Annotated in this window: 20 protein-coding genes and 1 tRNA gene; 11 read left to right on the forward strand and 10 right to left on the reverse strand. The window is 64.5% G+C overall.

Annotated elements, in window-relative coordinates; genetic code table 11:
- The first annotated feature begins 173 nt into the window (after positions 1-173).
- Both QF036_RS12680 and QF036_RS12685 read left to right on the forward strand, forming a co-directional pair.
- A tRNA-Lys gene (locus QF036_RS12680) sits at positions 174-246 on the forward strand.
- A 63-nt stretch (positions 247-309) separates the two neighbouring features.
- Positions 310-558, forward strand: a complete 249-nt coding sequence (locus tag QF036_RS12685; RefSeq protein WP_307102308.1) for a hypothetical protein — start codon at positions 310-312, stop codon at positions 556-558.
- A gap of 165 nt (positions 559-723) precedes the next feature.
- Here QF036_RS12685 and QF036_RS12690 read toward each other — a convergent pair whose 3' ends face one another.
- Positions 724-1,035: a MerR family transcriptional regulator gene (locus QF036_RS12690; protein ID WP_307102310.1), complete on the reverse strand. Its 312-nt coding sequence runs from the start codon at positions 1,033-1,035 to the stop codon at positions 724-726.
- Positions 1,036-1,170: 135 nt separating this feature from the next.
- On the opposite strand from QF036_RS12690, the gene QF036_RS12695 reads away from it, so the two are divergent.
- From QF036_RS12695 to QF036_RS12705, 3 genes are all read left to right on the forward strand, one after another.
- Positions 1,171-1,593 carry an Hsp20/alpha crystallin family protein gene (locus QF036_RS12695; protein WP_307102312.1) on the forward strand — a complete coding sequence of 141 codons (423 nt, stop codon included), beginning with the start codon at positions 1,171-1,173 and terminating at the stop codon, positions 1,591-1,593.
- A 122-nt stretch (positions 1,594-1,715) separates the two neighbouring features.
- Positions 1,716-2,147 carry a J domain-containing protein gene (locus QF036_RS12700; protein ID WP_307102314.1) on the forward strand — a complete coding sequence of 144 codons (432 nt, stop codon included), beginning with the start codon at positions 1,716-1,718 and terminating at the stop codon, positions 2,145-2,147.
- Positions 2,148-2,183: 36 nt separating this feature from the next.
- A complete protein-coding gene (locus QF036_RS12705) occupies positions 2,184-2,573 on the forward strand; it encodes a hypothetical protein (protein WP_307102316.1) in 390 nt (129 codons plus the stop codon).
- 46 nt (positions 2,574-2,619) lie between these two features.
- Here QF036_RS12705 and QF036_RS12710 read toward each other — a convergent pair whose 3' ends face one another.
- From QF036_RS12710 to QF036_RS12730, 5 genes are all read right to left on the reverse strand, one after another.
- Entirely contained in the window at positions 2,620-3,366 is a 747-nt protein-coding gene (locus QF036_RS12710; protein ID WP_307102318.1) for a hypothetical protein, read from the reverse strand.
- Between the two features lie 211 nt (positions 3,367-3,577).
- Positions 3,578-4,003 (reverse strand): Hsp20/alpha crystallin family protein, encoded by a 426-nt coding sequence (locus QF036_RS12715; protein WP_307102320.1) that lies wholly within the window; start codon positions 4,001-4,003, stop codon positions 3,578-3,580.
- Between the two features lie 211 nt (positions 4,004-4,214).
- Positions 4,215-5,102, reverse strand: coding sequence for a S1C family serine protease (locus QF036_RS12720; protein WP_373460295.1), 888 nt, complete (start codon positions 5,100-5,102; stop codon positions 4,215-4,217).
- 468 nt (positions 5,103-5,570) lie between these two features.
- A complete protein-coding gene (locus QF036_RS12725) occupies positions 5,571-6,128 on the reverse strand; it encodes an NADPH-dependent FMN reductase (protein WP_307102325.1) in 558 nt (185 codons plus the stop codon).
- A gap of 148 nt (positions 6,129-6,276) precedes the next feature.
- The gene (locus QF036_RS12730; RefSeq protein ID WP_307102327.1) at positions 6,277-6,597 is read right to left on the reverse strand and encodes a hypothetical protein; all 321 of its coding nucleotides are present in this window, start codon (positions 6,595-6,597) and stop codon (positions 6,277-6,279) included.
- Between the two features lie 2,051 nt (positions 6,598-8,648).
- Here QF036_RS12730 and QF036_RS12735 point away from each other — a divergent pair.
- The gene (locus QF036_RS12735; protein ID WP_307102329.1) at positions 8,649-9,308 is read left to right on the forward strand and encodes a uridine kinase family protein; all 660 of its coding nucleotides are present in this window, start codon (positions 8,649-8,651) and stop codon (positions 9,306-9,308) included.
- Positions 9,309-9,424: 116 nt separating this feature from the next.
- On the opposite strand, the gene QF036_RS12740 is transcribed toward QF036_RS12735, so the two are convergent.
- Positions 9,425-10,453, reverse strand: coding sequence for an NADPH:quinone reductase (locus QF036_RS12740; protein ID WP_307102331.1), 1,029 nt, complete (start codon positions 10,451-10,453; stop codon positions 9,425-9,427).
- 444 nt (positions 10,454-10,897) lie between these two features.
- On the opposite strand from QF036_RS12740, the gene QF036_RS12745 reads away from it, so the two are divergent.
- Positions 10,898-11,287, forward strand: coding sequence for a rhodanese-like domain-containing protein (locus QF036_RS12745; protein WP_307102332.1), 390 nt, complete (start codon positions 10,898-10,900; stop codon positions 11,285-11,287).
- Positions 11,288-11,487: 200 nt separating this feature from the next.
- Here the strand turns inward: QF036_RS12745 and QF036_RS12750 are convergent, their stop codons facing one another.
- From QF036_RS12750 to QF036_RS12760, 3 genes are read right to left on the reverse strand one after another with little or no spacing between them, the layout of a single operon-like run.
- On the reverse strand, positions 11,488-11,892 hold the full coding sequence (locus QF036_RS12750) for a RidA family protein (protein ID WP_307102334.1): 405 nt from the start codon (positions 11,890-11,892) through the stop codon (positions 11,488-11,490).
- Entirely contained in the window at positions 11,889-12,650 is a 762-nt protein-coding gene (locus tag QF036_RS12755; RefSeq protein WP_307102336.1) for an IclR family transcriptional regulator, read from the reverse strand. Before QF036_RS12755 ends, QF036_RS12750 begins: the two co-directional genes overlap by 4 nt.
- Positions 12,647-13,678, reverse strand: coding sequence for a sugar kinase (locus tag QF036_RS12760; RefSeq protein ID WP_307102338.1), 1,032 nt, complete (start codon positions 13,676-13,678; stop codon positions 12,647-12,649). The genes QF036_RS12755 and QF036_RS12760 overlap by 4 nt, the downstream gene beginning before the upstream one ends.
- Positions 13,679-13,884: 206 nt before the next feature.
- Here QF036_RS12760 and QF036_RS12765 point away from each other — a divergent pair, with 206 nt between their 5' ends.
- The 4 genes from QF036_RS12765 to QF036_RS12780 are packed head-to-tail and all read left to right on the forward strand — an operon-like array spanning position 13,885 to position 18,931.
- Entirely contained in the window at positions 13,885-15,210 is a 1,326-nt protein-coding gene (locus QF036_RS12765) for an alanine racemase (protein WP_307102339.1), read from the forward strand.
- Between the two features lie 10 nt (positions 15,211-15,220).
- Entirely contained in the window at positions 15,221-16,894 is a 1,674-nt protein-coding gene (locus QF036_RS12770) for an N-acyl-D-amino-acid deacylase family protein (RefSeq protein ID WP_307102341.1), read from the forward strand.
- Positions 16,884-17,519, forward strand: a complete 636-nt coding sequence (locus tag QF036_RS12775) for a bifunctional 4-hydroxy-2-oxoglutarate aldolase/2-dehydro-3-deoxy-phosphogluconate aldolase (protein WP_307102343.1) — start codon at positions 16,884-16,886, stop codon at positions 17,517-17,519. The genes QF036_RS12770 and QF036_RS12775 overlap by 11 nt, the downstream gene beginning before the upstream one ends.
- A 23-nt stretch (positions 17,520-17,542) precedes the next feature.
- Positions 17,543-18,931, forward strand: a complete 1,389-nt coding sequence (locus QF036_RS12780; RefSeq protein WP_307102345.1) for a GntP family permease — start codon at positions 17,543-17,545, stop codon at positions 18,929-18,931.
- The last annotated feature ends 5 nt before the right edge of the window (positions 18,932-18,936 follow it).

Raw genomic sequence — 18,936 nt, forward strand, 5'->3', positions numbered from 1 at the left:
TGTTGATATAGATTTAGTAGCACTCGCAGCCGCATCGCGCAAGGTTTTCTATCCCGGTTTCCCACGCGAAAAACGCTTGCACACGCGCTGTGGCAGTGCTAAAAATCTATGGTGGTTGATATAGGTCACGCATGAAGCCGACACGTACTGACCGAGTATTGCGCAGGAAGCACGCACCCGTAGCTCAGCCGGGAGAGCAGGGGACTTTTAATCCTCGGGTCGTGGGTTCGATTCCCACCGGGTGCACGCTGGAACAGTCCGCCGGACTCCTGGTTCGGCGGGGTCCAGACGAAGGGGCGGTGATGCGAAATGGACTCAGAACTCCAGAGGCTGCGGGCACTGGCGGCGGTCATAGCAACCGCCGAAGCCACCCTGGACGTTGCATACAGAACGCTGCGGGAATCCGCCGCGGCGCTGCTGCGCACCGGGGATGCCACCCTTGCCGAGGTGAGCGAGGCGACCGGCCTGGATCAGGGTGAACTGCTGGATCTGCTCAGCCGGAACATTCCCGGGCGGGAACCGTCCTGGAAGAAACCGGGGATTGCAGGCCTTTCCTAGAGATGCATAGGTTCTGTTCCGCCGTGTCGGCGGGCCGCTCGTGGACGCTGCAGGGCCGGGCAGTACGTGGTGGCCGCGTCCGCTCGGCTCCAGCGGCTTGTGCTCCTGCCGGAACCGGTCCGCTCCGGGCAGCCGGCCTTAGGCCGCGCGAGGGTTTTGGCTGCCTTACATGCTGTCCTCGTTCGGGCGGGCGCTGCGGGCGCGCTTTAGCTGGCGCCGGAGTCGGGCGTTGTCCATTTCCAGTTCCAGCACCTTGGCCACGCCCGCCAGGTTGAGCCCCTCATCCAGGAGCTCTCCGATCCGGCGCAGGACGGCGAGGTCGGATTCACTGTACTGGCGGGTGCCTCCCTCGGTCCGTTCCGGGGTCAGCAGGCCGCGGCGTTCATACAGCCGGATGTTTTGCTGGCCCGTCCCCAGGAGTTCCGCAACCACCGAAATGGCGTACAGTCCGCGCCCGCTGCTGTGTTGGTTTGCCATGAGTTTCCCGTCAATTGCTTGGATCTTTCTCTTGCACCAGTTTGTCACCAGTGCTATAAGAAATCTATATCCACTGTCACAGATGCTCGGCGGTGGGTAGCCATGAAACCTAGATGCTGAAGGGAGTGGGATGTGATGCTAATCCGTACTGACCCGTTCCGTGAGCTGGACCGGCTCACCCAGCAGGTCTTCGGAACAGCAGCCCGTCCGGCGGCCATGCCGATGGACGCGTGGCAGGAAGACGGGGAATTCGTCGTGGCATTTGACCTGCCCGGGATCTCGCCCGACGACGTGGATCTGAACGTTGAACGGAACGTCCTCACCGTCCGGGCAGAGCGCCGGGACGCTACCCAGCCCAACGTCGAACTAGTGGTCTCCGAACGGCCCCGCGGCGTCTTCAGCCGCCAGCTCATCCTTGGCGACACCCTGGACGCGGACAACATCAAGGCCAGCTACGACGTCGGCGTGCTGACACTGCGGATCCCCGTGGCGGAACAGGCAAAGCCGCGGAAGATCGAGATCGAAAGCAAAGGCCAGCAGCACCAGATCGAGACGTAGCCCTTCAATGCCATGACGGGGCGGCGTCCGGATTCCCGCCTTCGGGCGTCTGCCGGAGGCCCGCCCCGAACCGCTGCCACCGGCAACGGAACCAGCACAATCCTGCAGCAGCAACAGGCTTCATGATGACCAGACCTGTCCCGGACTACTACGCGGTCCTGCACGTTTCCCGTGGCGCATCGCCACAGGAAATCGCGCGCGCCTACCGCGCCCTCATGCGCCGGCACCACCCCGATGTTGCCGACCCCGATGTTTCCGGCGGAGAGGCCGCGCCCGCCGAACTCCAGCTGATCATGCAGGCCTTCGCCGTGCTCCGTGACCCCAAGCGCCGCCACGCCTACGACCGCGAGGCCTCCCGCGCCGGGCCCGCAGTTCCATCTGCGGAGCGAAACCGGCCGCAAGAACGTGCTGACGCGAACGGCCAGGACACCCGCCGGAGCACCGGAAAGTGGAACGGCAGCAGTCCGCAAGATATTCCGGTCCGCGTGGTCCGGCGCCGGGAGCCGCCACTGCGCGCCACACCCGTCCGGTGGGAGAGCGGACCGCGAGCGTAACAACACATGACTCAGACCCAGAGGAGAACTACCACGATGAGCGACTGGCGCCGCTACGACTCACACCTGATCCCGGCCTTCCACGAGCGCTTCGAACAGCGCTGGGGCAAGGGAACAGCCCCGTTCCTGGACCCCGAGGCCCACGAGGAGCCGCTGCCCCGCGCACAATGGATCAACCCCGCAACCGGTGCCGCCCTGGCCGTGGTGCCCATCTGGACCGACGACGACCACCAGCACCGTTCCTTCGGGGTGTTCTACCTGCCCCCTGCGGGGGATATCTGGGTGCTTCGCCCGGGCTTTACCGGATTCCTTGAACCCGGCGTGGACGACATTGAACACCTCGTGGCGCTTCGGAATGACGCGTTCCGCAAAGCCGTGTCGCACGCCAACGAATTCCTCTTCGGCCCTCCTCGGCTCGTGGACTAGCTTCGTTGCGGTCCGGCAAGCATGGGGCGGGGCAGCGGTCTATGGCCTATATGCGGACGGGAACCGTGCCGATGACCAGTGTTCCTTGGGCTGCGGCGTGGCGGATGTCAAGGCCATTGGTTGTGATGATGAGGTTGTCTCCGCTGATGACCAGAACGTGGCCGCCGCGGGCGGCCTCGAGCCACAGCGCGTCGTTGGGTTCATCCGGGTGGAGCTGTTCCCCAAAGAGGGTCCTGCCACCGATGCTGTGGGTGATCAGGCCCTGTCGTGTCACGGCGAAGCTGCAGCTGGCTGACGTTTCGACGACGTCTTCCAGGATGTCTCCATAGTCCGGGCTCATGGCCAATTGGAAGCCGTGGAAGAGCAGGATCGAGACGAGGGCGGAGGTCAGGTCGCCGTCGTTCTCCCGAAATGCCACGACCGGGACCAGTGTGTAAACCAGCACCGGTACCAATCGTTCGTGCCCGTTACCGGACTGCTGGGTGAGGACCATCCGGGCGGCCATGGGGGTGAGTTTGTTAGGTACCCACTGGCTCCGCTGGACATTCAGGCCGGGATCACTGCAGCGGCGGTGGCAGACGCAGTCGGTGAAGGTGACGTAATTGGTTCCGTCCGGTGCCGTGCTTTCCGTGACGTTCACCAGCAGTGAGAGCGGCTCACCGTACTCAAGGGGCCCCCGGCAGGCAGCGCACGCGCTGGCCATGGAGGCAGCCGTGAGCACGTACTGTGTCGTGTCCCTGCCCTTGAAGGATTCCAAACGCCTGTCCCAGGCAACATTGCGTGTGACTGGCATTGCAGTGAGTCTCCCGTCCTCCTCATGGTTTGGTCACGTTGTGCCCCTTCGTCGTGTGGTGTGGCGCGGTCCCCGGGTCACCGGCACCGGGGACCGCGCCCGGGAGGGGCGTCTGGCCGCGGCTGCCTGTGCGCGAAAGACGTATCGGCGTTCATCGCTGAAGGCCTGTCGCCCTGAAACAGCCTGGCGGTTCGCTGCCCCTCCGTGCCGGTTAGGCACTGATCTGCTGCTGGGGGCCCTGGCCGCTGGTGATTTCGATCTTCCGTGGCTGTGCCTTGGCCGCGACCGGGATACGCAGGGTCAGCACCCCGCCGTCGTACCCGGCGGTCACGTTCTCGGCATCCAACGCCTCGCCGAGGACCAGCTGCCGGCTGAAGACGCCCTGCGGCCGCTCAGCGGCCACCAGCTCGGCCCCTTCGGGGGCGGTGTTCTTCCGCTCAGCCTTCACAGTCAGGACGTTCCGCTCGATGTCGACGTCGATTGAGTTCACGTCCACGCCGGGCAGGTCGACCGCGATCACAAACTCGGTGTCCTCCCGCCAGACATCCAGTGGCATGGCGGCCGGGTGCGCGGCCGTGCCGAAGACCTGCTGGGCAAGCCGGTCCAGCTGGCGGAAGGGATCGCTCATCATCAACATGACGTACCTCCTTGATCATCATTTGACGGGGGCGGATCTATATCCGCTAATACAGATTTTTTACCACTTCGGTTAACCGCTGGCAAGAGGTCGGGCAGGTGAAAGTCCGCCACCATGACGGGGACTGCTGGGGAGCAGCATTGTCAACTAAGTAACAGGATTCGGGTGGCGCCTCGATGGGCCCGCCAAGGTGGGGCCGCCAGTGGAGGGGCTATGAGGCAGGGCGTGCTGCCAGCGGAACTTTGACCTCGTGCCGGGTCGTTCCTCGGCGGAATTCGACGGTGACTGTTTGGCCGGGGCTCTTGCTTCTCAGTGCGGCGAGCAGGTCCTCGGGGGATGCGAGCTCGTCGCCGTCGAGTCTGGTGAGGACGTCACCGGGCCGGATACCGGCCTTGTGTGCGGGTCCGCCTTCCTGGACCGTGAGTGCCAGCGCCCCGCGGGTGTCCGGCAGCCCCAGTTCTTCGGCGATCTGCTGGGTGATCTCGCCCAGTCCCAAGCCTATGAAGGAGTGCTCGGCGGTTCCGTCCGCACGGAGTTGGTCCGCTACCTTTACCGCGGTGGCGGCCGGGATGGCGAAGCCGAGTGCCACGGCCCCGGACTGCGGGGGTATGTAGGCCTCGCTGATCCCGACCACTTCGCCCCTGCTGTTCACGACTGCACCGCCGGAGTTGCCGGGGCTGATCGCGGCATCGGTTTGGATGAGGTCTACCAGGGACTGGCTGCTGGATGCAGACCCCGGGATTTGCCGGTGCAGGCCCGAGATGATGCCGGCCGTCGCCGTGTTCTCAAATCCGAGAGGTGAACCGATCACGACGGCAAGTTCACCGATGCGGGGCAGGGCAGGCTGGAATTTGGCGGCAGGGAGGCCTGTCCGCTTTGCCTCCACCAAGGCAAGGTCCGAGATTGGGTCCGTTGCCCGTACCGTTCCGGTTACCCGGCGGCCATCGGCGAAGCCCACCTCCACAGTGCGGTTTCCCCGCACCACGTGCTCGTTCGTGAGGATCAGCCCGTCCTTCGAATACACCACGCCGCTTCCCAGCCCGCCATCGGTAAAGACAGTCACGACAGACGGCTGGACGTTGCTGACAACTGTGGGAATATCGACAGGCCCTTGACTGGTGCCCGGGCCGCCCTCTGCCGGTGATGACGGCGCCTGGGATGGCTGGCCCGGCGCGATCCCGACCCCTGGGGCACCACCTGAAGCACTCTCTGATCCACTGCCTGTGGCGCTGCCCGAAGACGTCGGTGTTGACGGAACCGGAACTTGCTCCGGAGCCGTGCACCCGGACAGGACCGTTGCGAGTATCGCCGCCGCGCACACCATCCCGCTCACGCGGTAGAAGCGGCGTGATGGTTTCCGAGGGTACATTGGATGTTCCTCTCTCTTACAGGGCCTGTGCCGCCCGGTACACCTCGTCCTCCCGCCAGGATTCAGGCACCTGTTGCCGGAGCCGCACAGGGTGGATCGGACGCGTATGGCTGCATGCGGGGCGCATATATCTCTCGGCCGCGGGCGAACTGCAGACCTGTTCATCTGGACAACCGGGGCGGTAAGTGTCAGGCAGCATTAGGTGCGGAGCGTTCTGAGCGCTGTTGCCCAAGCAATGAGCTGCTGGAGGAGTGGTTCCAGGGCTTCTTCCGCGGCGTTGCTGGGCGTGAACGTGGTGAAGTTCTCGAAGTCCGTGGCAAAGGGCAACGCCACCTGGGCGCGGACGTCGGCCATTTGGAGTTCACCGGCGATCAGGCGCAGGTTTTCTGCCGCGCGGACTCCACCGGCGCTGCCGTAGGAGACGAAGCCAGCTGCCTTGTTGTTCCATTCCTCGTAAAGATAATCCAGGGCGTTCTTCAGGACCCCGGGCACGGAGTGGTTGTATTCGGCCGTGACGAAGATGAACCCGTCGAAGCGGGCGATCGTGGCCGCCCAGGACTTGGTGTGTTCGTGCTGGTAGTTTCCCAAGGACGGCGGCATCGGTTCGTCCAGCAGAGGCAGGTCGAAATCAGCCAGGTCCAGCATCTCGAAGTCGGCACCGCCCCGCGACGTTGCCCTTGCCAGCACCCAGTCCGCCACCTGTTTGCTCCGGCGGCCCGGCCGGGTGCTGCCAACCACCACAGCAATCTTCACCACGCAAACCACTCCCTTCAATAACCTCTCCAGCGCCTTACGCCAGCACGTGCTTCCGTTCGTAGGTGAGAACACCGTTGGGCGAACGCGGCGCTTCGCCGCGAACCCCGCCGGCCAAGCGGGCCGGTACTCCGGTACAGGACTGATGCGGCTACTGCTCCAACACGCTGTCAATAAGATCCTTCAAAATCTCCCAAAAGTCCCTGGCACGGAAAGACGTTACAGGCCCTCTTCCTTGGGATTGCCGGACAGCGTTGGCTACGGCGATGGCCTCGGCGAACAGTTCAGCCGTGACGGCAGGGACGCGTTCGGGTTCCAGGGCGAGAATGTGTTCCACCAGAGCCCGGGAGTGCTTCTCTGCCTCCCCGCCCTGGTCCCGGCCCGCAGCCCCGGAATCAAGACGCGACCTGGCTGATGCCAGGCCTCGGTCAACATGGGGAGCGAAGCCGTCGTCCATGTACTGGATCGTCATTTGTCTCTGCCTCCATTCGGGATACACCAGGACGGCCATGTCCTGGCGAAACGGGCAATACCGGTTGTGGTGCGAAGTATGCTGCTTTGCCGGCTTGACCCATGACCCATCGATCTATATCCGCCGACATAGATTTAATAGCACCGGCATCACGGGCTGGCAAGGCAGTTTCCCGCCCGTAGGCGCTGTACCCTCGAAGCGAGTTTGAGACCCCAGTTCTCCCCATCGGGGACTGGGCCCCCGGGTCTGAGGAAGGCCGCCGGCGGCCAGGACCGCACATCAGACGCGCGGTTGATTGTGCACAGTAGACGCGCCGAGCAGTGGAACGGCGGTCACCAAGGCTGACGCCCAGCCTGAGCCGCACGGGTTCCTCCGGCGCTGCGAGCCCTTCAGTTCCTCCCAGCATGAGGTCTCACTTCGCTTCAGCGGGAATGCGCAATCCGCAATGTCAGTTGTAGGGATTAGACGGTTAAGGAAGGAGGAGTACCAACTAGCGTGGGAACGTATGAACGAGCGGGTGCGAGGTTCTGTGACTACTACTCTTTTATGTCGTACGCAGACTTCACCGCGTGGGTTGCGGCCGATGATGAGTCCCTCCCCGAGATCTCGTTTTCCGAAATCTCGCTCCGCGGCTGACACTTTCGGCCTCACGGGACAGCCTTTCCCCGGGGCTGCCGCCGCCGCCCGCAGTGGGATGCTTGGCCGGGCAAGTGGTGCGGCCCGGTCTCTGGCCCTTGGCCGCTGGAGCCGTCGGGGGGGCTAAGTTCGTCAAGGTAGGCCGCGGCGCCCTGTGAGATTTGGCCGAGGCGCCTGGTCTTTGGACACGAACTTCCGGCGCCCAAACGGTCGTGGCGGCCTGGGTGTGCTTTGGCTCGCGGTGGCGGCGGCTTTTCAAGGACTTACTGCCGTGGTTAGGGTGTTTGCCTCCAGACGGTATGCAGAACCCGTCCTCATTGTCCCAGCGCAACAAGGCCGTGGAGCAGAGTGCCATGTCCAGTCAATTCGAAGTTTTCTCGTCTCCCGACGGCGGCTACCGGTTCAGGCTGGTGGATTCTTCCGGGACTACGTGGGCGACCTCCTCGGAGACGTTTGCCACGAAACGGGCATTGCAGCGGCCATAGCCCTTGTCCGGGAGATTGCCGGCACTGGCTTAGTGCGGGATCAGAGCATCGGCGCCAGCGGTGAGCCGATGCCACCCAGGTTCCGTGCCACTCAAGCCGCAGCAATCCGCAACGGCAGCAGTAACTTTCTTCAGGGGCGGGATTCTCCCGCCTCTCCGGCCACAGTACTGCTCGTGCCCACAGGTGATAGGTCATGGCTGTGTTGATTCAGTAATCCAGGCAGGGGGCCGGATCCCCACGAAATCGGGGCACATCGGAAACTCGGAGCAAGCGAGACTTCCGATGGTGTCGCGGTTCAGGCCTGACTGGCGGCCCCCGCGCCTCCACCTGATCAAGGGAACAATGGTCGCCGCCGCTGAGGGCGACCCCCGTGCCGCTGCCCGGGCCAAGGCCGCCCCTCTCATGGACCACCGCCGGCCCTGAACGCCGAAGAACTCCGCAGCCGAGGCGCGGGCCTACGCATCCTGAAGTTCGGCGGAGGCGATTGTGCTTGTTTCCTTGAAGCCGAGCGCACAGCGTCATACTGTCGCGGAAATCTTCTTGGCGTCGCGGCGTTTGGTCGCGACATATGTCCCCATGCCCTAAGAGCAGTAAGGCGCTCAATGCGTGCCAGAAGCATCGACATCGTGTCCCATCACAGTGCTGCTCAAGAGCTGCGGCATTCGGCAGCATGGCCTTCAGAGCGGCGGTCCGCGATTAGCGCACTTTGCTGCGTTAGGGCACTGCGCTCTCCCCGTAACAGGGAAATAACCCTAGACCTTTGTCGCACTGAACCAGCGGGACACCCGTAATACGGCGAGCGGACATGGATTGATGTACACCAGGCATTCTTGCCCCGAAAGGAGCTTGCGCTGAACACGGTAACTCTCGATACTCCGTACCAGGCAGCTTTTGACGGGACCGATAATCGAAGTCGAGGGAACCATGGATATGAAACCGGAAGTCGGCGAACCCGGTGCAGGACCTTGGCAAGCGGAGTCACTGGAAGGCGTGGTGCGGCGGCTACTGCCGGCAGCAGGACACCGTCCGGACCGCCCCTGGATTGTAGCGGTAGATGGAAGGAGCGGGGCCGGCAAGACCACCCTGGTCGGTCGTCTACTGGCTCAAGTGCCGGACTCAGATGTCGTTCACACGGACGATGTAGCGTGGCATCTCTCGTTTTTTGACTGGGCCGATGAACTCCGTGAGGGTCTCCTCGAACCCCTGCTCCAAGGCGAGGCAGTCCATTACCGTCCGCCGGGTTGGGTGGCCCGAAAACGTCCAGGTGCCATAGCCCTACCTGCCGGGCGTTCCGTGGTGTGGGTGGAGGGGAGCGGATCATCACGGCGAGCGCTCTCCGACCTGATCGACGCTTCGATCTGGGTGCAGTGCGACAACCTGGTAGCCCGGCGTCGTCTCCTGGTGCGAGATGGCAAGGAGGAAGAAGACCTGCACAGGGAGTGGGAAGAACAAGAAATTCCCTTCCTACTCGAAGACCGGCCATGGGAGCGCGCCACAGTGATCGTCGCCGGAAGGCCGGCCCTGGAGCACGACCCGAATACCCAGGTAGTGATCGCTAAGCCGGCATCAGCATGCGCGGAGATCACCTAACGCTGGCCCCGGCAGGTCGCACGGTCACGGTTGTACGACGCCGGCTTCGGTTGAACTGCCGCTTGTTCTGGTTAGACCGTGAGTTACCCGGGTCCGGCGGGTCGGGAGGCCATGGGTCAGGATGACGGTGCGACGTCGATGAGCACCTTCCCGATGGTGCCGTGCTCCACGGCGTCATGCGCCGCGGCGGTATGTTCGAGCGGAAAGCGGGTCAGCGGCAGGCCATGTTCTTCACCCACGCGCAACGCGCCGGCCTTCAGCGCCTCGGAGACGGCGGCCACGGCGTGCTGTTTCTGCTCGTCGGTGACCGTGTAGGTGAGGATGAACTGGTACCGGACGTTCTTCGTCATGCTTTCACGGATGGGAACCGTCACTGATTCCCCGGGATTCGCCGCGTAGATGGCGATGGTTCCGCTTGGCTTGAGCACCTGCACGTCGGAGTCGATGTTGGCTGGAGCGTTAACGTCAACGACGGTGTCGACACCGCCGGGGGCTGCGTGGCGGACGGCAGTTACGACGTCGTCGGTGCGGTAGTTGATGACGGTATGGGCTCCGGCGAGGCGTGCGAGTTCAGCTTTCCGGTCTCCGCTGACTGTGGTGATGACGGTTGCTCCGGCCCAGTCTGCGAGCTGAATGGCAGCATGCCCTACTGCGCCTGCGCCGCCGGTGACCAGTACCGTTCGTCCCGCCAGTGCTCCGGGGGAGAGCCTGGCAGGGCCGTCCCCGTTCGAGGTCAGCGCCCGGTGCGCCGTCAGGGCGGGGATGCCGATGGACGCGCCCGTGTCGAAGGATTCAGTACCCGGAAGCGCAACGGCTTTGGCCGCCGGTATGACCGCATACTCCTGCGCGGTGCCCTCATTGCCACCCCAGGCGACGTCCCAGAGCCAGACCCGGTCTCCCATGCTGAGTCCTGTCACTCCGGAGCCGATCGCGTCGATCACGCCGGCGCCGTCCTGGTTGGGAACCTTCGGTGCTTCCAGCGTTGTGCTTCCTCCTCCGCCTGCCCGGGATTTCCAGTCGGTGGGGTTCACCCCGGAGACGACCACCCGGACCCGGACCTCACCCGCGCCGGGATCAGCCAGCGGCTTGTCCTGAAGCTTCAGCACCGAGGACGGACCTGTCTCTTTGTACACAATCGCTTTCACGTCTTCTCCAATGAGTCGGTTACCCGTGGCCGGCCTTACCCGAACCAACCTATCGAAGGACGGCGGCCAACGTCCTGTGCAGATGGGTAGTCCAAGAGCCCGTCGAGATCGCGGTCCGCAGTGAAGTGTCCCTCGGGAAGCGGCTCACCGGCAGCGTTCCCTGGAAACGGGAGCCCAGACGGGATGGCGGGTGGTGTGGCAACCTTCGATGCCTGGGACCCCGCATCTTTGTTCACTACGATGGATTCTTGGCCCAGCCCACCGGGCACAGAAGAAGAAGCCGACCCTGCGGAGGGATGGAACCATGCACTTTTCAAACCGTTCCCCGGGGCAGCAGCGCTGTGCGACGGAAACGAAGCAAGGCTGCGAGCCGAAATGCCACGGCTGGATAGGACACAAGTGATTGCTGAAGGCACAGGCCCACGGAATACGGACAGTGCGGCTATGGCGTACTTCCGCGCGAAATTGAGGTTCGAGATCGATGTTATGGACGTTGCCGACGCCCCTGAAGGCACGTTCGTGCTGGTGGACACGCGGCGGCAATCGTCCTGGGAACATGGGCATATCCCGGGTGCAGTACATATACCGACTGCAGACATCCCGTCCTGTGCCCACGAGCTGATTCCTCCTGGGGTGAGCGTGGTGGTCTACTCGTGGGGGCCAGGGTGCAACGGCAGCACGGTCGCCGCCTTGGCCTTTGCCGACCTGGGCTATCCCGTGCGGGAAATGATTGGCGGTATCGAGTACTGGGCGCGGAACGGGCTCCCGGTGGAAACGGTCGCCGGAGTGGCCGCAGGCAAGCCCGACGGCTTGGTGACTGCGCACCCGGACTGACGGGCAGTGTCCCTGTGGACAGCACCTAGCGCGGATTTGAGTCGCGATGCTACCTGCAGGACCATGCGCGAGGAGGTCTCGCAAATCCCAGTGGACGCAGAAATGGGGTGATGGCACGAGGGGTCTCGTGCCATCACCCCATTTGTGTCCCGGGCAGGTCCTGGTGTCGTCCAGCGTTCAACACCGCCGGACGGAAAGAGTTAAGCGGTGACCGCCAGCGCGTCGATCTCTACCAGCATGACCTCGTGCGGGAGGTCAACGAACACCGTGGTGCGGCTGGGCAGTGCGCCGCTGGGGACATTCTCGCGGATAAATTCCCCGTAGACCTCGTTCATGGCCGCGAAGTCGTCGCGGGTAGTGAGGTAGACGCGGAACATCAGGACGTCTTCCACGGAGGAGCCGCCTGCTTCGAGGATGGCCTTGACGTTATCCAGTGTGCGGCGGGTCTGGACGCGGACGTCGCCCTCTCCGATGTACTGGTTGGTGGCGGGGTCCATGGGGCCCTGGCCGGAGACCTGGAAGAAGCCGCCCTTCCGGATGCCCTGGGAGAATACATGCGCCGGGGCGGGCGCGTTTTCGGTCAGTACTACGGTCTTTTCACTCATGCTGAGTTCCTTTCGTGGCTGATCCAGCCGAGGTCATTCGAGATGGCCTCGGTGCTGGCTTTGAGCTCGGGCAGCAGCTCGAGCAATCCTTCATAGCTGAGCATCACCACCGGTACCGAACAAGAGGCTGCGGCGACAACGGCGCCGGTGGCGTCGCGGATGGGGGCCGCGATGCAGTGCACGAACGCTTCGTGCTCGGCGTTGTCGTGGGCCCAGCCCTGGACCCTGACCTCCTCCAGTTCGGCCAGCAGGGCCTCCGGTGAGGTCAGGGTGTTCTCGGTAACTTTCACGTAATCCAGCCCCGCGGCGATCTTTTCCTGCCGGCTGCGCGGCATGTCGGCGAGGAGGACTTTCGATACAGCAGCCGAGTGCAGCGATGCAGTCAGGCCGATGCGCGAATACATGCGGACTGGGTGGTGCGATTCGAACTTGTCGATGTACACCACCTCGTTGCCTTCGAAGACGGCGAGGTGCACGGTGTGCCCGGTGCGGCCGTTCAGCTCAGCCAGGTGCGGGTGTGCCACCTTTCGGATATCCCGCTGCTCCAGCGCGAGCGAAGACAGTTCGAACAGCTTGGAGCCAAGCATGAAGCGCTGATCCTCGTCCCGGACCACAAAACGCTTCTCTTCCATGGCGTGCAGCAGGCGCATAACAGTGGTCTTGTGCACTGAGGCCTTGGCGGAGAGCTCGTCCAAGGTGGCTGGCTTGGCGGCGAGTTCAGCGAGCAGGTCTATGGCCCGCATCAGGCTCTGGCTCATGGCGTCACGCTCCGGTTGGTGTTGAATTGTCCATCTTTAACATGGATGGCAGCCCACTCGTCATCCGAAGAACCGAGGATGGCTGCGAGCTCTTTTGCGGGGGGCAGAGGACCGCGATCACCGTGGACAGTCAGGGTGCAGGCCGCAGCGACGTGCCCCCTGCGGAGGCTCGCCTTCTGGCTCAGCCCGAACAGCATGCCGCTGAGGTAACCGGCGGCGAACGAGTCACCGGCGCCTACAGGTTCGACGACGGCCACGGACAGTGCGGGCACTTCCTCCCGGGTGTAACCCGCGCCAGTCACTCCGTGCGACAGGGCAATCGCGCTGATCGCCTCGTTCTTGATGACCAGGACGCTGGGATTCGGCATGAGCCGGCGGAGTTCGGCTTCGTCGTTGGTGCCGAAGGCGTGTTCGGCTTCGTCTTTTCCGACAAGCACGACGTCGGCGAGGTTTGCCAGGCGCTGTAGTACGGAACGGTCCTGGCCGGCCCACAGCGCAGCCCGCCAGTTGACGTCGAAGCTGATGATCCGGCCGTGCCGTGGTGCGGTCAGGATGGCCTCGAGCAGTTCCAGGCATTCGGGCGAGAGCGCGGCGGTTATGCCGCTGAGATGGATGAGTGCCGCGTTTTCCAGCAGGGATGCCACGGCGGGATTGGCCAGTGTGCTGCGCCCCATGGCCGATGCCGCAGATCCTTGCCTGTAATACAAAACCGAGCTGCCGCCGTCGGGGTCTGACTCGTGGGCGGGGATCTTTACGTACAGGCCGGTGGGCAAGGACGCATCCACCTCGACGCCGGAGACGCCAACACCGTGATCCTTGAGTACATGAAGGATGCGTGTGCCGAAGCCGTCGCGGCCCACGCGGCTGACCCAATGCGTGTCCAGGCCCATCGCTGCCAGGCCCATGGCGACGTTCGACTCGGCGCCCCCGATCCCGAAATGGAGTTCGGTCGCCAGATGGAGCGGAACGGTATGGGCAGGGGTAAGCATGGCCATGGTTTCGCCCACACATACAGCTGAAAGCATCATTCTCCCGCACTAGCTCTTGCGCTTCACAGCGACATTCGGACGCCGCGATTCTGAGGGTTTCGCGGCGGATTGGACGGCACTGCGGGTACGCCGCGGCCTTGACTCTCAATCCGCCACCATGTTAGACATATCACCAGCAGGTTTGCAACCGGCGTTGCAAAATACGCAATGCAAGCAAAACGCAGCACCGCGAAGGGAATCAACGCGTGAACACTTCCGAAGCCATTTCGGCAACTGCCGTGGCCGACCTCGCAGAACGCCAGCTCGATTGGCGGCACAAGGCCGTGCCCGCTGCCGCCAGCGGGAGCACCCACGCCGAGTTCCTCGCCGCAAAGCACACGCTGGCCGACCTCCAGACCCCGCTGCTCACCCTTGACGCCGGGGCGCTCCAAGCCAATGCCGACCACCTCGCTGCCTGGTGCACGGAGCGCGGGGTGCTGCTCGCGCCCCACGGCAAGACCACCATGGCTCCGCAGCTCTGGACTGAGCAGCTTAACCGCGGCGCCTGGGGCATCACGCTGGCCAACTTCGCGCAGCTCCGCGTGGCCCGAGGGTTCGGCGTCCGGAACCTGCAGCTCGCCAACAGCCTCACCGACCCGCACGCCATCGAGTGGGTCGCCAGCACCGCGACCGCCGACGCGCCGATCCTGTCCTGGGTGGACTCCGTGGGAACAGTAGATGTCATTAACCGTGTCCTCGCCGGGAGTGACGCCGTGCTGGATGTGCTGGTGGAGCTCGGCGCGCATGGCGGCCGGACAGGTGCCCGCGGCGTTGACGCTGCCATGGAGGTCGCCCGCGCCATTGCGGCCTCACCCAACCTGCGCCTGGTGGGTGTCAGCGGGTACGAAGGCTCACTCGCGCACACAGCGGACGACGCCGGCCTGGCCGCCGTTCGCGGCTACCTCGCCCAGATGCGGCTGCTTCACGAGCAGTTGCACGCAGATGGGTTATATGGCACCAGCTCCGTGATTATCACGGCGGGCGGAAGCGCGTACTTCGACGACGTCGTTACGGTTCTCTCGCCGTGCATCAGCACGGGGGCTGAGACCGGTGGCCGCAGTGTGGACCTCATGATCCGCAGCGGTGCGTACATCATCCACGATGACGGTTTCTACCGCGGCATCTCTCCGTTTTCCCGTGGCGGCGACCAGGCGTTCCGCGCCGGTATGCACGGGTGGGCCCGGGTTGTTTCGCAGACCGAAACCGGTCTGGCCATCCTCGACGCCGGCAAGCGGGACCTCCCTTTCGACGAAGGACTTCCGGAACCGCAGCTCATCGGCGCAACCCTCGGCGGACGCATGGAGCCCCTGGTTGGGGCCGAAATCACCTCGGTCAACGACCAGCACTGCTTCATGACCTTCGACGCCGGCACCACCACAGTTCGCCCTGGCGACGTTGTCCGGCTGGGCCTGTCACACCCATGCACGGCCTTCGACAAGTGGACTGTCATTCCCGTGCTCGCGGACAGCGGCACCGGACCAGCCACTGATGGCGGCCAGGCCGTCGTCGACCTCATCCACACCTTCTTCTAGGACCCAGACCATGAAGATTCTCATCAGCAATGCCATCTTGGTGGACGGAACCGGAGCCGACCGCCGCCCCGCGGACGTCCTGCTGGACGGCCCGGTGATTGCCGCCGTCGCCGACCCCGCAACCCTCACCGCAGCGGAAACCGGCGCGGACCGCACCATCGACGCCACCGGTCTGGTCCTGAGCCCCGGCTTCATCGACATGCACGCGCATTCAGATCTTCAGCTGCTTATTAACCGGGACCACTACGCCAAGCTGAGCCAGGGCGTAACAACCGAGCTGCTGGGCCAGGATGGACTGTCCTATGCTCCGGTGGACGATGCCACGCTCGCCGGTGTTCGTGAGAAGATCGCCGGCTGGAACGACAACCCCGCGGACTTCGACTGGAACTGGCGGACGGTGGGGGAGTACCTGGACCGACTCGACGCTGAGGTCGCCGGTGCGGACGGCACCCCAGGCCGTATCGCCACCAACGCCGCCTACCTTGTCCCTCAAGGAACCGTCCGTGCCATGGTCATGGGCTTCGCCGAGGGCGCTCCCACTCCCGACCAACAGCAGCAGATGCAGGACGTCATCCGAGCCGCGATAGAGGAAGGCGCCGTGGGAATGTCCTCTGGCCTCACCTATACGCCGGGAATGTATGCCCGGACCGAGGAGCTTGCCGGACTCTGCCGGACGGTGGGCGAACTGGGCGGCTTCTACGCACCGCATCACCGCTCCTATGGCAAGGGTGCGCTCGGCGCGTACGCCGAAATGATCGGGCTCAGCCGGGACACGGGTTGCGCCCTGCACCTGTCGCACGCCACCATGAACTTCGCCGAGAACAAGGGCCGCGCCGGGGAACTGCTGGACCTGATCGACGAGGCGTTGGACGACGGCGTGGACATCACCCTCGACACCTACCCCTACCTCCCCGGAGCCACCACGCTCTCCGCGATCCTCCCCAGCTGGGCATCGTCCGGAGGTACGGAATCCACCCTTGCGCGACTTAAAAATCCCGAAACCAGGGCGAAGATCCGCGAAAGCGTGGAGATCTACGGCTCGGACGGTTGCCACGGAGTGGTTGCCGAGTGGGACACCCTGGAAATCAGCGGCGTCCAGAACCCGGCGCTCGCAGGCTACGTGGGCAAGACCATCAAGGACATCGCCACCGAAGCAAACCTGGAGCCCTTCGACATCTTCGTGCAGATCCTAATTGACGACCGCCTCGGCACGGGCATCCTGCAGCACGTCGGCCACGAGGAAAACGTCCAGGCCATCATGAAGCACCGCACGCACACCGGTGGCAGCGACGGACTCCTGGTCGGCGCCAAGCCGCACCCACGGGCGTGGGGCACCTTCCCGCGCTACCTCGGCCACTACTCCCGCGACCTCGGACTGCTCAGCCTCGAGGAAACGGTCCACCACCTGAGTGGCCGCCCCGCAGCACGGCTCAAGCTCCATCAGAGGGGACTGGTCCGCGAAGGCTACGCGGCCGACGTCGTGCTCTTCGATCCCGAGACCGTCCGCGACGAAGCCACCTTCGAGAACCCCCGCCAGGCCGCCAGCGGCATCCAGTACGTCTTCGTCAACGGCACGGCAGCGATCGACGGCGGCCAGCCCACCGGCGCCCGCGCCGGCCGCGCCCTGCGCCGCAGCAGCGACGGACTCACCAGAGAAGGAAAGCAACCCACCCATGACTCCTGAACAATTCATCCGGCAGCTTGAAGCGGACCGCGCCCTGGCCGTGGTCCGCGCTCCATCCATCACGGACGCCGCGGACCTCTGCCGGGCACTGGCCGAAGGCGGCATCCGCAGCGTCGAACTGACGTTCACCACACCGGATGTGCTCAACCACGTCAAGCGCGCGGCCGAGACGGCCGCGGACCACGGTGCCGCCGTCGGAATCGGCACCGTTATGACTGCGGACCAGGCACGCGCAGCGATCGACGCCGGCGCGCAGTTCCTGGTGACGCCGGGCCTCCGGCCCGAGGTTGCAGCCGTCGCCGCAGCCGCCGGCATCCCGTTCAGCCTCGGCGCCATGACGCCCACCGAGGTCGCACAGGCCCTGGATCTGGGCTCCGCCGCCGTCAAGATTTTCCCCGCCCGGCAGCTCGGTCCGGCGTACTTGAAGGACTTGCAGGGCCCGTACCCGGGCATCCGACTGCTGCCTTCCGGAGGCATCGACGCCTCCAACGCCAAGAGCTACCTCGACGCCGGTGCTGCTGCAGTCTGCTGCGGCACCAGCGTGGTCCCGCCCGCAGCAGTGGCTGCCGGCAACTGGGCAGACATTGCGGCGCGTGCCGCCGCCTTCACCGGCACCCTCAAGTAGGACTTACTCAGAAGGATACGTCCATGAATGAATTCCTAGACTGGCTGCGGCACGACACCGCCGGCTTGCTTCTTCTGGCGGGTGCGGGCATCGCCCTCCTGCTCTTCCTGATCATCAAGGTCAAGCTCGAGCCGTTCATCGCCCTGGTGGGAACCGGCGTGATCGTGGCCCTGGTGGGCGGGGTCTCCGTGGAGGCGCTGGTCGGCTCCGCCACCAAGAGCAGCGACGCCCTCATTGAAAAGGGCTTCGCCGGCATCCTGGGCCACATCACGGTGATCATCGGCTTGGGTACGGTGCTGGGCGCGATCCTGGAACGGTCCGGCGGAGCGGAAGTGCTGCTCGGACGGCTCGTGAGGATCTTCGGCGAAAAGGGCACGCCCCTCGCCATGGGCATCACCGGCTTCGTGCTCGGCATCCCGGTCTTCTTTGACATCGGCATCTTCGTCCTGGCGCCGCTGGTGTATGTGGCGGCTATCCGCGGCGGCAAATCATTGGCCCTGTTCGCCCTGCCGCTGCTCGCCGGCCTCTCCGTGACCCACGCCTTCCTGCCGCCGCACCCCGGACCCGTTGCTGCCGCCGGCCTGTTCCATGTGGACCTCGGCTGGATTATCCTCATGGGCCTGATCTGCGGCATTCCGGCCTGGTTCGCCTCCGGTATTTTGTGGGGCACCTGGATCGGCAAGCGCGTGATGGTCAATGTTCCGGAGGACCGGATCGTTCCCGAATCCGAGGAAGCCAAGGGCCACGAACCGTCCATCGGGCTGGTGCTGCTGGCCATCGGCCTGCCGATGCTCCTCATCCTGGGCGGCACCTTCGGCAACATCTTCGCCCCCGCAGGCCCGGTGCGCGACGTACTGACGTTCTTCGGCAATCCGGCGATCGCACTGACCGTGGCCGTGCTGCTGGCAATGTGGCTCCTGGGCATCCGCCGCGGCATGACGCCGGACGAGCTCAGCGAAATCACGGGCTCGTCCCTGCGACCGGTGGGCATGATCCTGCTGGTGGTCGGTGCCGGCGCGTTCTTCGGTGCGGTTCTCTCCGCCACCGGCGTTGGCAAAGCTGTTGCGGATTCGCTGGCCCAGGCCGGCCTCCCGATCATCCTGTCCGCCTTCGTGATCAGCGCGGGCATGCGCATTGCCCAGGGCTCGGCAACGGTGGCGATCGTGACTACCGGCGGCATCCTGGCACCCAGCCTTGCCTCGGGCTTCTCCCAGCCTCAACTCGCGTTGATCGTTGTGGCCATTTCTTCCGGTTCCATCATCGCCAGCCACGTGAACGATGGCGGCTTCTGGATCATCTCCAAGTACTTCAACATGTCCGTCAAGGACACCTTGAAGACCTGGACGGTGCTGGAGACGGTGCTCTCCATTGTGGGATTCGGTATGGCGGCCCTGCTATATCAGTTCGTGTAGGAATT

The organism is Arthrobacter globiformis (assembly GCF_030817195.1).
Taxonomy (GTDB): Bacteria; Actinomycetota; Actinomycetes; order Actinomycetales; family Micrococcaceae; genus Arthrobacter; species Arthrobacter globiformis_D.

What these genes read in the sequence shown, in the direction of transcription:
- QF036_RS12685 (WP_307102308.1), top strand. Translation starts at nt 310, where the DNA reads ATGGACTCAGAACTCCAGAGGCTGCGGGCACTGGCGGCGGTCATAGCA.
- QF036_RS12710 (WP_307102318.1), bottom strand. Translation starts at nt 3,366, where the DNA reads ATGCCAGTCACACGCAATGTTGCCTGGGACAGGCGTTTGGAATCCTTC.
- QF036_RS12730 (WP_307102327.1), bottom strand. Translation starts at nt 6,597, where the DNA reads ATGACGATCCAGTACATGGACGACGGCTTCGCTCCCCATGTTGACCGA.
- QF036_RS12695 (WP_307102312.1), top strand. Translation starts at nt 1,171, where the DNA reads ATGCTAATCCGTACTGACCCGTTCCGTGAGCTGGACCGGCTCACCCAG.
- QF036_RS12770 (WP_307102341.1), top strand. Translation starts at nt 15,221, where the DNA reads ATGAAGATTCTCATCAGCAATGCCATCTTGGTGGACGGAACCGGAGCC.
- QF036_RS12700 (WP_307102314.1), top strand. Translation starts at nt 1,716, where the DNA reads ATGATGACCAGACCTGTCCCGGACTACTACGCGGTCCTGCACGTTTCC.
- QF036_RS12735 (WP_307102329.1), top strand. Translation starts at nt 8,649, where the DNA reads ATGAAACCGGAAGTCGGCGAACCCGGTGCAGGACCTTGGCAAGCGGAG.
- QF036_RS12750 (WP_307102334.1), bottom strand. Translation starts at nt 11,892, where the DNA reads ATGAGTGAAAAGACCGTAGTACTGACCGAAAACGCGCCCGCCCCGGCG.
- QF036_RS12690 (WP_307102310.1), bottom strand. Translation starts at nt 1,035, where the DNA reads ATGGCAAACCAACACAGCAGCGGGCGCGGACTGTACGCCATTTCGGTG.
- QF036_RS12715 (WP_307102320.1), bottom strand. Translation starts at nt 4,003, where the DNA reads ATGTTGATGATGAGCGATCCCTTCCGCCAGCTGGACCGGCTTGCCCAG.
- QF036_RS12780 (WP_307102345.1), top strand. Translation starts at nt 17,543, where the DNA reads ATGAATGAATTCCTAGACTGGCTGCGGCACGACACCGCCGGCTTGCTT.
- QF036_RS12775 (WP_307102343.1), top strand. Translation starts at nt 16,884, where the DNA reads ATGACTCCTGAACAATTCATCCGGCAGCTTGAAGCGGACCGCGCCCTG.
- QF036_RS12745 (WP_307102332.1), top strand. Translation starts at nt 10,898, where the DNA reads ATGGCGTACTTCCGCGCGAAATTGAGGTTCGAGATCGATGTTATGGAC.
- QF036_RS12760 (WP_307102338.1), bottom strand. Translation starts at nt 13,678, where the DNA reads ATGATGCTTTCAGCTGTATGTGTGGGCGAAACCATGGCCATGCTTACC.
- QF036_RS12755 (WP_307102336.1), bottom strand. Translation starts at nt 12,650, where the DNA reads ATGAGCCAGAGCCTGATGCGGGCCATAGACCTGCTCGCTGAACTCGCC.
- QF036_RS12705 (WP_307102316.1), top strand. Translation starts at nt 2,184, where the DNA reads ATGAGCGACTGGCGCCGCTACGACTCACACCTGATCCCGGCCTTCCAC.